Origin of the sequence: Streptomyces sp. CA-249302, from assembly GCF_050936785.1 — a bacterium.
GTDB lineage: Bacteria > Actinomycetota > Actinomycetes > Streptomycetales > Streptomycetaceae > Streptomyces.
Map to the genome: position 1 here is coordinate 6,333,386 of NZ_JBNJMG010000001.1, position 12,796 is coordinate 6,346,181.

At 71.2% G+C, this 12,796-nt stretch carries 13 protein-coding genes; 7 read left to right on the plus strand and 6 right to left on the minus strand.

What is annotated here, in order from left to right:
• Nucleotides 1-54: 54 nt before the first annotated feature.
• The 3 genes from ACQEWB_RS28640 to ACQEWB_RS28650 are packed head-to-tail and all read left to right on the plus strand — an operon-like array spanning nt 55 to nt 1,305.
• Nucleotides 55-345: a WhiB family transcriptional regulator gene (locus tag ACQEWB_RS28640; protein WP_432835907.1), complete on the plus strand. Its 291-nt coding sequence runs from the start codon at nt 55-57 to the stop codon at nt 343-345.
• Entirely contained in the window at nt 338-1,075 is a 738-nt protein-coding gene (locus ACQEWB_RS28645; protein WP_432835909.1) for a hypothetical protein, read from the plus strand. The genes ACQEWB_RS28640 and ACQEWB_RS28645 overlap by 8 nt, the downstream gene beginning before the upstream one ends.
• Nucleotides 1,072-1,305: a hypothetical protein gene (locus ACQEWB_RS28650; protein WP_432835911.1), complete on the plus strand. Its 234-nt coding sequence runs from the start codon at nt 1,072-1,074 to the stop codon at nt 1,303-1,305. Before ACQEWB_RS28645 ends, ACQEWB_RS28650 begins: the two co-directional genes overlap by 4 nt.
• A gap of 76 nt (nt 1,306-1,381) precedes the next feature.
• On the opposite strand, the gene ACQEWB_RS28655 is transcribed toward ACQEWB_RS28650, so the two are convergent.
• The 6 genes from ACQEWB_RS28655 to ACQEWB_RS28680 all read right to left on the minus strand — a co-directional run bounded on the left by ACQEWB_RS28655 (nt 1,382) and on the right by ACQEWB_RS28680 (nt 8,661).
• Nucleotides 1,382-2,575, minus strand: coding sequence for a M48 family metalloprotease (locus tag ACQEWB_RS28655; RefSeq protein ID WP_432835913.1), 1,194 nt, complete (start codon nt 2,573-2,575; stop codon nt 1,382-1,384).
• Nucleotides 2,576-2,621: 46 nt separating this feature from the next.
• The gene (locus ACQEWB_RS28660) at nt 2,622-3,209 is read right to left on the minus strand and encodes a Pycsar system effector family protein (RefSeq protein ID WP_432835915.1); all 588 of its coding nucleotides are present in this window, start codon (nt 3,207-3,209) and stop codon (nt 2,622-2,624) included.
• Nucleotides 3,206-4,693, minus strand: coding sequence for a hypothetical protein (locus ACQEWB_RS28665; protein WP_432835917.1), 1,488 nt, complete (start codon nt 4,691-4,693; stop codon nt 3,206-3,208). The genes ACQEWB_RS28660 and ACQEWB_RS28665 overlap by 4 nt, the downstream gene beginning before the upstream one ends.
• 42 nt (nt 4,694-4,735) lie before the next feature.
• Nucleotides 4,736-6,952 carry a hypothetical protein gene (locus tag ACQEWB_RS28670; RefSeq protein WP_432835919.1) on the minus strand — a complete coding sequence of 739 codons (2,217 nt, stop codon included), beginning with the start codon at nt 6,950-6,952 and terminating at the stop codon, nt 4,736-4,738.
• Complete coding sequence (locus ACQEWB_RS28675; protein ID WP_432835921.1) at nt 6,949-7,782, minus strand: hypothetical protein; 834 nt, start codon at nt 7,780-7,782, stop codon at nt 6,949-6,951. The genes ACQEWB_RS28670 and ACQEWB_RS28675 overlap by 4 nt, the downstream gene beginning before the upstream one ends.
• Before the next feature lie 126 nt (nt 7,783-7,908).
• On the minus strand, nt 7,909-8,661 hold the full coding sequence (locus ACQEWB_RS28680; protein WP_432835923.1) for a Crp/Fnr family transcriptional regulator: 753 nt from the start codon (nt 8,659-8,661) through the stop codon (nt 7,909-7,911).
• Nucleotides 8,662-8,871: 210 nt separating this feature from the next.
• Between ACQEWB_RS28680 and ACQEWB_RS28685 the strand changes: the two genes are divergently transcribed.
• The 4 genes from ACQEWB_RS28685 (at nt 8,872) to fusA (ending at nt 12,773) form a co-directional block, all read left to right on the plus strand.
• The gene (locus tag ACQEWB_RS28685; protein WP_432835925.1) at nt 8,872-9,420 is read left to right on the plus strand and encodes a DUF1707 and DUF4190 domain-containing protein; all 549 of its coding nucleotides are present in this window, start codon (nt 8,872-8,874) and stop codon (nt 9,418-9,420) included.
• Nucleotides 9,421-9,762: 342 nt separating this feature from the next.
• The gene (gene rpsL, locus ACQEWB_RS28690) at nt 9,763-10,134 is read left to right on the plus strand and encodes a 30S ribosomal protein S12 (RefSeq protein ID WP_003948652.1); all 372 of its coding nucleotides are present in this window, start codon (nt 9,763-9,765) and stop codon (nt 10,132-10,134) included.
• Between the two features lie 2 nt (nt 10,135-10,136).
• Nucleotides 10,137-10,607 carry a 30S ribosomal protein S7 gene (gene rpsG / locus ACQEWB_RS28695; protein WP_003992340.1) on the plus strand — a complete coding sequence of 157 codons (471 nt, stop codon included), beginning with the start codon at nt 10,137-10,139 and terminating at the stop codon, nt 10,605-10,607.
• Nucleotides 10,608-10,646: 39 nt separating this feature from the next.
• On the plus strand, nt 10,647-12,773 hold the full coding sequence (gene fusA / locus ACQEWB_RS28700; protein ID WP_432835929.1) for an elongation factor G: 2,127 nt from the start codon (nt 10,647-10,649) through the stop codon (nt 12,771-12,773).
• Nucleotides 12,774-12,796: the final 23 nt, after the last annotated feature.

The following is a 12,796-nucleotide window of genomic DNA, read 5'->3' on the forward strand; positions in this document are numbered from 1 at the left end:
CAATCTGTAACCCTGGGTGGCCCTTGCATCACATCAGCCACACTGGGAGGCCCCATGTCCGTCACCGGCACGTGTCCACCACCCGCCTGGCAGGCCGTGGCCGCCTGCGTCGGGCTGCCGCCCGAGGTCGTCTTCTCGAAGAAGATCAGGGAGGCCGCCCCCGCGCTGCGGGCCTGCGCCGACTGCCCGGTGCAGCGCGCCTGCGAGGAGGTCGTCGCGCCGGCCGGCAACTGGTTCGACGGCGTCTGCGGCGGCCGCCTGTGGCGCCGGGGCCGGCCGGTCGAGGTTCCGGCGGAGCTGCTGCGGATCACGCGGGGCCCGCGTGGTGGAGGCTCCGTTGTCTGACCAGCGGTTGCCGCGCAACTCCCGTCCCACGACGTCCGTACCCCCCGCTTCCGCCTCCCCCTGCTCCGCCCACCCCGCTTCCGCGGAACGCCCCGCCCAGGCCGCCGCCCTCTGGATCGCCATGCTCCTGAAGCAGTTCCCCGAGCTGGCCACCGAACTGGTCCCCGGCCGCACCACCCCGGCCGACCGTCCGGCACCCGCCCCGCCCCCGGCCGACCTCGCCGACCGCCTCCGCGCCGAGCGTGCCGAGGCACTGCTCCTCCAGCGGGCCCACGGACTCGTCGTTCCCGGGCACAGCGCGGCCCCGCTGCGGCTGCACATCTCCGACACGATCCGCGACATCACCGACGGAGTGGTCGAGTTGGAGGAGGCGGTCCGTGAACGCCTCGGTCTGCCGCGGGCCCGCCGCGCGACCGTGCCCGAGCGGCTGCGCCGTATGGCGGGACTCCTCGACGACATCGCCGCCGACCCGGTGCTGGCCGCGCACGTCCGGGACGAGTCCCGCCGGATGGCCCGGCGCTGCGCCCGCGCGCTGGGAGACACCGAGACCGTCGTCCGCGTCTCCGGCCGCTGCCCGTGGTGCGACTCCGTCTCGCTGCGCGCCTTCCCGGACCGCGCCGCCGTCCTCTGCGTCAACCCGGCCTGCCGATGCCCGGTGCCGGACTGCGGCTGCCACGACGATCCGGCCTACCGGCACACCTGGAACGAAGGGGAGTGGAACCACCGTTGAGGACCGACCTGAGGACCGACCTGAGAACCGCGCCGAGGACCGGCCTGCCGACACTCATCCCCGGGCCGCTCGCCGCCCAGGAGGCGGGCGTCGCTCCCGCGACCATTCGCAAGTGGGTCCAGCTGGGCCGTCTCAAGGCGGCGGGCAGGGCGGGCCGTGCGCAGCTCTTCCGGCTGGACGACGTCTTCGCCGCCGAGCGCGCGGCGGCCGGTCACACGCGGCGGCGGTGAGCGCGGGCGCTCGTCCGATGAGGGCGGTCACCTCGTTTCGTACGGGGTGGCCGCCCTTCGGCGCGTGTGCGGGTCGTCAGTGCGGCTGCTGGAGATACGGCTGCAGGTGGTGCAGGCGGGTGTAGTAATCGGGGTGCGAGGACAGCAGTTTGCTGAGCGCGCTCTCCTCCGGCTTCACCCCGCCGTTCGCCGCGGTGAGCGCGGCTTCGGTCTGCTGCTCCTGCTGGTGCAGTTTGCCGAGTACGGCGGCCAGCATCGGGGCGAAGCCCAGCGCGGCCGCGTGCTCGTCGGCGCGCAGCTCGGAGCGGCGTCCGACGGCGGCGAGCGCGTACGGCACGGCCAGGACCAGCAGCGGAAGGCCGTACAGGGAACTGATCGTCGCCAGGGTGATGCTGCCGATGACCACCACGACCACGCCGACGCCGATGCAGCCGAAGGCCTTCGACACGTGGAAGACGACGCTGGAGAACGCCTTCAGGACGCGCCAGGCGATGCGGCCGGGCAGGGCGTACCAGTAGCCGAGGAGGCCGGCCCAGGCGTGGCCGCCGACGTGGTGTCCCAGCTCGTGCGCCATGACGGCGGCCAGTTCGCCGTTGGGGAGCTCGTTCATGGCGAAGCGGGTGACGCCGACGATGTGGCCGGCCGCGGCGACCGCGTTCAGACCGTCGCTGTCCTCGACCCACAGTTCGTAGGTACGGCCTTCTATGCCGGCGCGGGCCGTGACCTCGCGCCAGACCGGTTCGAGTTTGGCTCGTTCTTGTGGAGTGGGGTAGCGCAGACGGAGCAAACGGCGCGCGACAGCGCTTTCGGTGGGGCGGTGGAAGACGAGTGCGCCGCTGGCGAGCCAGGCCAGGATCACGACGATGCCGAAGCCGCCGAAGAACAGGGAGACCAGGCCGACGACGAACAGGCTGCACAGGAAGTTCGGCAGGTGGAGCAGGAGGCTGCCGACGGCCGTGACGTCCGTGCGGCGCTGGTCGCTGCGGATGTGGACGCGGCCGTGGTCGGTGCTGATGTGGTGGGGGTGCGCGGCGGGCGCCGGGGGCGCGGGCGGTGCGGTGGGCGCGGGCGGGGGAGTCTGCGGGTACTGCGGGGGCTGGGCGGCCTGCTGGAACGGTGACGACTGCGGGTACTGCGGGGGTGCCTGGGTGGGGTATTGCGGCGCCTGCGGGTACTGCGGAGGCTGTTGCGACTGGGGGTACTGCGGCGGTACCGACGGCTGGGGCGACTGCGTCGGGTACTGGGGGTACTCCGGTGGTTGCTGGGTCATGGCGGTTCCTAGTGGTTGCTGCGGTCGGGGACGCTGGTACGGCGGCTCAGCCGATCAACAGGGACGCGGGGAGCAGGACCGTGCCGGCGCAGAAGGCGATCAGGCCGGTGCGGATCCACTGGTGCTTGCGGGCGGCGATACGGCTCGACTCGGCGAGGGCGGCGCTGAGGCCGCCGACGGGATCCTGTGCCGTGTCGGTGAGCGCGGACTCCAAGTGGCCGTGGCGGACGGCCTGTTGGATGTCGCCGAAGTACGTCAGGGGCCGGCCCGGCGCCCACGATCCGGAGCGGTAGCGGGGGAGTACGGCCAGGAGCAGGGCGAAGAGGGAGACGGTGAGGGCGAGCGCCCCGCACCACCACAGCGTGGTGCCGGTCGTGGACAGTGCCGACGGGGTCCAGTCCCGCCCTGCCAGCAGCCCGCTGAACACGCCGGCGGTCATCCCGAGCGCCGCGACCAGCACGGACGCCTTGCTGTCGGCCCGCGCGATCTCGCTCCGCTGGTCGGCGAGCAGGCGCTCACAGAGGCGTAGGCGTTCGGGGGACGGGGCGGGGGGAGGCGCGGGCGGTGCGGGCGCGGGGGCCGGCGTGCCCGGAGGCGCGGGGGCTGGTGCCGGTGTCGGGTCCGTGGTCGTCATGTGCCGCTCGGCTCCGGGGAGTTGTCCTGGGGGTCGGTGTCGGCCGGCCCGTCCTGCGGGGCACCGTCCGGGGCCTGCGGGGGCAGGGTCGGTGAGCTGCCGTAGCCGGGCGGCGGCTGCCAGGCCGGGGGCTGCGGCGGGGCCGGCGGCGGGGTGGGGACGCCGGGGTACGGGCCGGAGAACGGCGGCGGTGGGGCGTACGGCGTGGGCGGGGGAGTGTAGGGCGTGGGCGGCTGCCAGGCGGGCGGCGGAGGCGCCGGGGCCTGCGGCGGAGGCGTCGGTGTTCCCGGCATGACCTGGGGCGGGGGCTGCTCGTCCGGTGTGCCGGGGTAGGCGGGGCCGGAGTCCTGCGGTGCGATGAGCGGCGGCGACTGCGGGACCCCTGGAAGGCGCTGGTTCAGGATGTCGCTCACCGTGCGCAGGGCGAGTTGCTTCGGGCCCTCCAGCTCGTAGTTCTCGGCGGTGTCACCGCTGAGGAGCTGACCCACCAGGTCCATCTGGGCCTGGATCATGCGGAGTTGGTCCTCGCGCATGCTCTGCATGACCAGGTGGGAGTCCTCGGGGTGCTGGGCGAGATGGAGGGCCCAGGCGTGGACGCCGCCCTGCTGCAGGTGGTACTGGTAGAAGTTGATCTTCTCTGCCTCAACGCGCTGCAGCTCCAGCATCTGCTCCCCCTGCTGCAGGGCCAGCCGGTGCTGCTGACCGCTCGCGAGCATCGCCTGCTCGTGCTGCCAGCGCTGCTGCTGGAGGAGCAGCTCCTGCTGCTGACGGCCGTAGTCCGCCGCCCGCCCGAGCTGCAACTGGTCCTGCTGCCGGCCTCGGCGGTCCACCTCGACGTCGATCTCCATGCCCCGCTCGGCCGCACGGATCTGCTCTGCGGCGGAGTGCTCGATGGCCTGGAGCCGGCGCTGGTGGTCGATGTTCTCCTGGTCGCGGCGGAGCCGGAGCGTCCAGGTGACCTGGAGGCCCGCGGGCGCCCCGAGCGGGCCCAACACCGTGACCGCCTGGAGCAGTTCGCGTTCGGTGGCCGCGCTGTCGGCGATCGCGAAGCGCCGCGTCACCGGGCGGGCGGCCTGTTGCAGTTCACCCAGCACCAGCGCCGGCACGTCCCGGTGCCCGCTCGCCACGAACCGGGCCGGGTCCAGCACCTGCCAGGACAGCTCGACCTCGGCCGTGAACTCGAACGCGTCGTTGTCGCTGGGCAGCGCCAGCTCGGCGGTGAACGGGTGCACGCCCATGTCCACCTCGTACACGGCCGTGTACCGCTTCGCCGCGATCTCGCTGCGGGTGGGCCGCCGCGGCGGCAGACAAGCGTCGTAACCCCCCTTCGGCGTGGCGAAGACCAGGGCGTGGTCGATGCGGACCAGCGACTTGAGGTTGAAGTCGAAGCGGCCCAACTGGCGCACGGTGAGCACCGGGTCGACCAGTTCGGTGTGCCGGTCCGCCTGCTGCTGCCACTCGGGCGGGCGGTTGAAAGCGGGCATGGTGCGTTTCTCCTCGGAGATGTGACTCGCAGATGTGACAGGTCAGCGGGACGGCAGGACCGCGTGCAGGCGGGCGGCGACCGAGGGTGGGGGATCGCCGTCCTCGCCGGGCATGGTCCGCAGCAGGTGGCTCAGGCGCTCGTACTCCGCGGGCGTGGTCACCAGCCGGGGCAGCAGGGCGGCCAGCGACCACTCGGCGGCCGTGGCGCGGTCGGCGATCAGCACCCATTCGCGCAGCACGTCGAGCGCGTGCCGGGTGGCCCGCGGGTCCGCGAGCGCCGCCCGCCACAGCTGCGGGATGCCGTGCGCGGGCGCGCCGTCCTCCGGCGCGGAGCGGGCGTACCAGCCGAGGACCAGGGGAGTGCCGTACCGCTCGCCGTCCTCGGTGCGGCGGCAGGCGTTCACGAAGCCGCCGAGGGCCAGATCGTGCACGGCACGGTCGTCGTCGAGGTGCTCGCGCAGCTCGGCGAGGACCCGGTCGCTGGCCGGGGAGAGCAGCAACAGCTCGACGGCCTCGGCGAGTTCGCGGGCCATCTCGCCGTCGAGGTCGTCGGGATCGTCCTCGTACAGCCTGCGTACGGCCCCGCGCAGCGCGGCCAGTGCCTGTTCCGGCCGCTCCGGTCCGATCAGTCCGTACGCCCGGACGGCCACCCAGCGCAGCCGGGGGTCGTCGCCCTCGCACCAGCCGTCCAGGATGCGCGGGACGTGGGGCGTGCCGATGAGGTGGGCGAGGGTGAGCGCGTTGACGGCGACCAGCCGCTGCCGGAACCGCTTCGAGGTGCCCCACGGCTCGATGATCAGCGCCATCGCCGAGGGCAGGTCGGTGCGGGCGAGGACCGCGACGGTGGACGCGGCGCGGGTGCGGACCAGGGGACGGCCGTCGTCGGCGAGCCGGCGCAGCCAGCCGATCAGCGCGGGCCGGGCGGACGGGTGCCCGGTCCACACCTCGCGCAGCAGCACGTACGAGACCCGCTCGTCGACGAACCGGGCCTTCTGCTGCGGCACCGGCCCCCACTCGGTGTGCTCGTCCTCCTCGTACTTCTCCGCGCGGGCGAGCTGCAGCCGCTTGCCGATGTGGGTGCCGAAGACGGGGACCTCGGGGACCTGGGACCGGTTCCAGGTCTCCTGGAGGAGGCGGTACAGCAGGTCGCTGACCTCGGCGGTGAGGGCGTACGGGCCGCCGTCGAAGGCGGCGAGGGCGACCAGGAACGCCTTGTCCCGCAGGTGGACCGAGGCCTCGTCCTCCTCGAACCACTCCTGGACCTGGCTCTCCAGCGAGCCGAGCGAGTACTGCGCGACCGCGTCCGCGCCCAGCTCCCCGGCCGCGTGCCGGGCGAGCAGCTGCGCGAACCTCGCGACCTCACGCAACTGGTGACTGCGCTTCAGGAACGCGGTGACGTCCGGCAGTTCGAGCAGCTTGGCGACGGTCTCGGCGTCGGTCAGCGTGCGCAGATGGGCCGCGAGGACCTCGCGCGGGGCCGGTGGCCGCCAGGCCGCGGTGAACGGCACGTCCTCGAGTACGGCGGTGTCGTCGACGGTGACGATCAGGTGGCCGTGCTCGCCGAGCCGGTCGCGGGCGGCGAGCAGATGGGATTCGCGCAGCGGGCGGTCGCGACGGGTGGCCAGGTCGCACAGGACGTAACCGCGGGACCGGTCGTCCTCCGCAGCGACCTGGTCGGCGAGGGCGCTCGGGCCGGTGTCGCGGTCCAGGGTGCGGACGGAGGGGAGGCCGAGCCGGTGCAGCAGCATCAGCGCGGCCGTGCGCCGGCCGGTGAAGCGGGCGCCGGACAGGATGAGCACGTGGTCCCGGCGCAGCCGCTCCAGCAGCCCGGCGACGACCTCCTCGTCGGCGACGAAGTGCTCGGCCAGCCGCTCCAGGGTGGCCGCGGGGACCTCGCCGGACGCGGACGCCGACGTCGAGAACCCGGGTATGGAGAACTGGTACACCGTCTTGGTGCCCATGATCACGTCGCCGTCGACCTGGTTGCCGGTGACGTTGTTCTGGTCGCCGTGCACCGTGCCGCCGCCGAAGCGCGCCTGGGCGCCGACGCTCATGCTCCGCGGGCTGTGGTCCACCAGGTCCCGCCGGGCCGACCAGGCGTTCTGCGGCTGGTCGCGCTCCTCGGGCTCCTCGTCCGCGGCCTCTCTTCGGGCCGCGTCCTGGGAGTCCTTGGCGTCCTTGCCCTTCGGGTCGTCGGCCGGCGGCTGGTCCGGCGCGGGGGCGCCGCCCGCCGGGGACTGCTGCTCGGGCGTGCTCACGAGCCCTCACCCCGCCGGCCGTTCCCGCCGCCGATGATGAAGTCCCCGCCGATCCGGTTGCCGGTGACGTTGTTCTGGTCGCCGCTCACCGTGCCGCCGCCGATGGTGACCGGGCCGTCGACGACCGGGCCCGGCGCCGGGGCTCCCCGGTCCGACGCCGGGCCGCCCTGCGCGGGGACCCGCGGCGTCGGGCGGTCCCCCGAACCGCCCGACGCCTCCCCCGCCCCCGTGTCACCGCGGTCCTCACCCGCCGCACCGCCCGGCACCGGGCCGTGCAGCCAGGCCTTCAGCGGGCCGTTCTTGCTGTCCACCGTCACCGGGTGGAACTCCGCCTTCGGGATCCCGGTGTGGTCGTGCCGCACGACCCCGGCGTACAGGGCGTCCGAGACGCACAGCGCGAAGTCGTCGGCGCGCTCGCGCAGGGCGTCCCGCAGCACCGAGGCGTCCAGCAGTCGGCAGGCGTGGTTGAGGTCGGAGCCGACCCAGCCGTCGAGCTCGTCCACCGCGACCCAGCCGGTGGCGACGACACCGCGCAGCCGGATCTGCGCGGAGCTGGACGCCATCCGGTTGACCGTCCGCAGCTGCGCCGGCACCTGGGTGAGCAGGCTGCGCAGCAGGGCCGTGACCGAGGCGCTCGCGTCGACGAGCTCCATCACCGAGTCCCCGCGGTCGGCCCGCAGCCGCAGCGTCTCGTCGATGCCGGCGGCTTCCAGGGCGCGGTCGGTGATGTCGTAGAGCATGCGCCGCAGATACGCCTGCTCCACGTCGTCCCGGTCGCTGTACCTCTCGATGTCCAGCAACAGGATCGTGCGGCTCACGGGGTCGGTCATGGTGGCCTCTCCGAGGGGATGCGGTGCTGGGCAGCAGCGTGTCGCTCGGGTGACCGGGGTGGTGAGGGCGGATGACGCACTCCTTCTGTGACCGTGTGCACAGAAGGACTCATGAGCAGGACGAGGTCACTCCTCGCGCGGCCCCTGCGGCGAGGGGATCCCGGAGGCCGGCCCGGCCGCGGCGATCCTGCGCAGCACGTCCGGCCGCCGTATCAGCAGCGCCCGGCGGCCGGTGACCACCGCCCCCTTGTCCCGCAGCTCCCGCAGCAGTCGCTGCACCATCTCCCGGGACGCGCCCACCGAGCCCGCGAGCTCCTGCTTGCTCAGAGGTACGGCGAGTTCGATGCCCTCCTCCGTACGGCGGCCGTGGGTGCGGGCCAGGTCCAGCAGGAGGACGGCGAAACGCTCCCGTACCGTCATCGAGGCGAACTCCAGGCGACGCCGGTCGGCGGCCCGGGTGCGGTCCGCGGTCAGCCCGAGCAGGGCGAGGGACGCGGCAGGGGAGCGGCTCAGGAAGTCCTTGAAGCGCTCGTGCTCCACGGCCACGGCCCGCACCGGCTCCAGCGCGGTCACGGTCGCCGACCGCGGCCGGCCGGTGAGCGCGGCCGACTCCCCGACGATGTCGCCGGGGCCGCGCAGCGCGAGCAGCGCCTCGTAGCCGTTGGCCGCCGAGGCCGTCACCTTGGTCCAGCCGTGCACCAGGAAGAGCACGTGGGAGGAGGGCTCGTGCTGGTGGATGAGGACCATACGGGCCGTGAAGTCCAGTTGGCGGCCGAGCGCCAGCAGCGACGAGCGGTCCCCGCTCTCCAGCCGTGCCAGAAAGGGCACCCGGTCGTCCAGACCCCCGTCGTCCGGTGGGTGCACCGCCGTTCTCGTCACGCTCGTCCCCCGATTCCCGCGCTGCCGCTCGCAGCGGATGGATCAACGTACTGAAAGCGCAATCGGGCCGGAGCGGAAAGGGCGCGAACCGGCCATCGACGCGAAATGATCTACGACGGGCGGAGTGTGGTGCGCCCCGTACGCCCTCTGTGCCCGAAACACCGGTTCGGCGCATCATGGAGGGACTCGGGGGGTTCGGGGAGGTGCTCCGTGTCGAATCCGACGCCTTGGCAGCCGTGGCAGACGGGACAGGGTGTTCCGCAGCCGTGGCAGGGGCACAGCGCCCCGTCGATGCTCGCCTCGCACGCCGACCGTGAGCGGGCCGTGGACGTGCTCAGAGCGGGGTACGGGGAGGGGCGGCTGGAGAAGGGGGAGTTCGATCGGCGGGCCGAGCGGGCGTACGCCGCCCGGACGGTCGGTGAGCTGGCCCTGCTCGTCGCCGATCTGCCGCAGGGACCCATGCCCGTCAACCAGCCCCCGCCGCCCGTGCCCGCGACCTTCCTGCCGGCCCCGCCGCCCACCAACGGCAAGGCCGTCGGGGCCATGGTCTGCGGGCTGCTCACCATCGCCACCGCCGGGCTGACCGGCATCCCCGCGGTGATCCTCGGTCACAGCGCCCGCAGTGAGATGCAGCGCACCGGCGAGCGCGGTGAGGGCCTGGCGATGACCGGTCTGGTGCTGGGCTGGATGTCGGTCGCGGGCTGGGCGCTGATCATCACCATCCTCATCGCGGCGGGGCTGGCGTCGTCCTCGGGCTGACCTCCGGATACGTGCCGCGGACCGCCGTAGACGAAGATCATCGGCCGTGGATTCGAAGATCGGGTTCGGCATGGGGTCTTGACATGGACCGCATGGTGATGCGGGCGAGGTCCATTTGTTTTGACCGTAGCGTTTGAGGTAGGTACGCTCAGACCTTGTGCCTGGGGTGTGCCCTGGCTCTCGTGCGTGCCTTCAACCGCATCGCGAGCTGTGAGCGGCCACCGTAATCTGTGCTCTTTTCGCCTTGCGGCGGAAGTCCGCGGGATTCGACACACCCGACCGCGTGGGTCGGCGACGTTCCAGGTTAGCTTCACCATTCGGCACACAGAAACCGGAGAAGTAGTGCCTACGATCCAGCAGCTGGTCCGTAAGGGCCGGCAGGACAAGGTCGAGAAGAACAAGACGCCCGCACTCGAGGGTTCCCCTCAGCGTCGTGGCGTCTGCACGCGTGTGTTCACGACCACCCCGAAGAAGCCGAACTCGGCCCTGCGTAAGGTCGCGCGTGTGCGTCTGACCAGCGGGATCGAGGTCACCGCTTACATTCCGGGTGAGGGACACAACCTGCAGGAGCACTCCATCGTGCTCGTGCGTGGTGGCCGTGTGAAGGACCTGCCTGGTGTTCGCTACAAGATCATCCGCGGTTCGCTTGACACCCAGGGTGTCAAGAACCGCAAGCAGGCCCGCAGCCGCTACGGCGCCAAGAAGGAGAAGTAAGAATGCCTCGTAAGGGCCCCGCCCCGAAGCGCCCGGTCATCATCGACCCGGTCTACGGTTCTCCTCTTGTCACGTCGCTCATCAACAAGGTGCTGCTGAACGGCAAGCGCTCCACCGCCGAGCGCATCGTCTACGGCGCCATGGAAGGCCTCCGCGAGAAGACGGGCAACGACCCGATCATCACGCTGAAGCGCGCGCTGGAGAACATCAAGCCGACCCTCGAGGTCAAGTCCCGCCGTGTCGGTGGCGCGACCTACCAGGTCCCGATCGAGGTCAAGCCGGGCCGTGCGAACACGCTCGCCCTGCGCTGGCTGGTCGGTTACTCCCGCGCCCGTCGCGAGAAGACCATGACCGAGCGTCTGCTCAACGAGCTTCTCGACGCTTCGAACGGCCTCGGTGCGGCCGTCAAGAAGCGCGAGGACACGCACAAGATGGCCGAGTCCAACAAGGCCTTCGCGCACTACCGCTGGTAGTCGCAGTCCACATCGAGACCGAGAGAAGACTGAAGCCTTATGGCTACCACTTCGCTTGACCTGGCCAAGGTCCGCAACATCGGGATCATGGCCCACATCGACGCGGGCAAGACGACCACCACTGAGCGGATCCTGTTCTACACCGGTGTGTCGTACAAGATCGGTGAGGTCCACGACGGTGCTGCCACCATGGACTGGATGGAGCAGGAGCAGGAGCGTGGCATCACGATCACCTCTGCTGCCACCACCTGTCACTGGCCGCTCGAAGACGTCGATCACACCATCAACATCATCGACACCCCGGGTCACGTCGACTTCACCGTCGAGGTGGAGCGTTCGCTCCGCGTGCTCGACGGCGCCGTGACGGTGTTCGACGGCGTTGCCGGTGTCGAGCCCCAGTCCGAGACGGTTTGGCGTCAGGCGGACCGCTACGGCGTTCCGCGTATCTGCTTCGTCAACAAGCTCGACCGGACCGGTGCCGAGTTCCACCGCTGCGTCGACATGATCAGCGACCGCCTCGGCGCTCAGCCGATCGTCATGCAGCTCCCGATCGGTGCCGAGGCCGACTTCAAGGGTGTCGTCGACCTCGTCACCATGAAGGCCTTCGTGTGGTCCGCCGAGGCCACCAAGGGCGAGATGTACGACGTCGTCGACATCCCGGCCACGCACACCGAGGCTGCCGAGGAGTACCGCGGCAAGCTGATCGAGGCCGTCGCCGAGAACGACGAAGAGATCATGGAGCTGTACCTGGAGGGCGAGGAGCCTTCCGTGGAGCAGCTGTACGCCGCGATCCGTCGTATCACCATCGCGTCCGGCAAGTCGAAGGACACCACGGTCACCCCGGTGTTCTGCGGCACCGCGTTCAAGAACAAGGGCGTCCAGCCCCTGCTCGACGCGGTCGTGCGCTACCTGCCCTCTCCCGTCGACATCGAGGCCATCGAGGGCCACGACGTCAAGGACCCGGAGACGGTCGTCAAGCGCAAGCCGTCCGACGACGAGCCGCTGTCGGCGCTGGCGTTCAAGATCATGAGCGACCCGCACCTCGGCAAGCTCACCTTCGTCCGGGTGTACTCCGGCCGCCTGGAGTCCGGCACGGCCGTGCTGAACTCCGTGAAGGGCCGCAAGGAGCGCATCGGCAAGATCTACCGCATGCACGCGAACAAGCGTGAGGAGATCGAGTCGGTGGGCGCCGGTGACATCGTCGCCGTGATGGGTCTGAAGCAGACCACGACCGGTGAGACGCTGTGCGACGACAAGTCCCCGGTGATCCTGGAGTCCATGGACTTCCCGGCGCCGGTCATCCAGGTCGCCATCGAGCCCAAGTCGAAGGGCGACCAGGAGAAGCTGGGCATCGCGATCCAGCGCCTGGCCGAGGAGGACCCGTCGTTCCAGGTCCACTCGGACGAGGAGACCGGCCAGACCATCATCGGTGGTATGGGCGAGCTGCACCTCGAGGTGCTGGTCGACCGTATGCGCCGTGAGTTCAAGGTCGAGGCCAACGTCGGCAAGCCGCAGGTCGCCTACCGCGAGACGATCCGCAAGGCCGTCGAGCGCGTGGACTACACCCACAAGAAGCAGACCGGTGGTACCGGTCAGTTCGCCAAGGTGCAGATCGCGATCGAGCCCATCGAGGGCGGCGACGCCTCGTACGAGTTCGTGAACAAGGTCACCGGTGGCCGTATCCCGAAGGAGTACATCCCTTCGGTGGACGCCGGTGCGCAGGAGGCCATGCAGTTCGGCATCCTGGCCGGCTACGAGATGACGGGCGTCCGCGTCACGCTCATCGACGGTGGCTACCACGAGGTCGACTCCTCCGAGCTCGCGTTCAAGATCGCCGGTTCGCAGGCCTTCAAGGAGGCCGCGCGCAAGGCGTCCCCCGTGCTCCTCGAGCCGATGATGGCCGTCGAGGTCACCACGCCCGAGGACTACATGGGTGAGGTCATCGGCGACATCAACTCCCGCCGTGGCCAGATCCAGGCCATGGAGGAGCGGGCCGGTGCCCGCGTCGTGAAGGGCCTCGTGCCCCTCTCGGAGATGTTCGGTTACGTCGGCGACCTGCGCAGCAAGACGTCCGGCCGGGCCAGCTACTCCATGCAGTTCGACTCCTACGCCGAGGTTCCGCGGAACGTCGCCGAGGAGATCATCGCGAAGGCCAAGGGCGAGTAACGCACCGCGTTATCGCACCGCGT

What these genes read in the sequence shown, in the direction of transcription:
- ACQEWB_RS28640 (WP_432835907.1), top strand. Translation starts at nt 55, where the DNA reads ATGTCCGTCACCGGCACGTGTCCACCACCCGCCTGGCAGGCCGTGGCC.
- ACQEWB_RS28660 (WP_432835915.1), bottom strand. Translation starts at nt 3,209, where the DNA reads ATGACGACCACGGACCCGACACCGGCACCAGCCCCCGCGCCTCCGGGC.
- fusA (WP_432835929.1), top strand. Translation starts at nt 10,647, where the DNA reads ATGGCTACCACTTCGCTTGACCTGGCCAAGGTCCGCAACATCGGGATC.
- ACQEWB_RS28665 (WP_432835917.1), bottom strand. Translation starts at nt 4,693, where the DNA reads ATGCCCGCTTTCAACCGCCCGCCCGAGTGGCAGCAGCAGGCGGACCGG.
- rpsG (WP_003992340.1), top strand. Translation starts at nt 10,137, where the DNA reads ATGCCTCGTAAGGGCCCCGCCCCGAAGCGCCCGGTCATCATCGACCCG.
- ACQEWB_RS28675 (WP_432835921.1), bottom strand. Translation starts at nt 7,782, where the DNA reads ATGACCGACCCCGTGAGCCGCACGATCCTGTTGCTGGACATCGAGAGG.
- ACQEWB_RS28655 (WP_432835913.1), bottom strand. Translation starts at nt 2,575, where the DNA reads ATGACCCAGCAACCACCGGAGTACCCCCAGTACCCGACGCAGTCGCCC.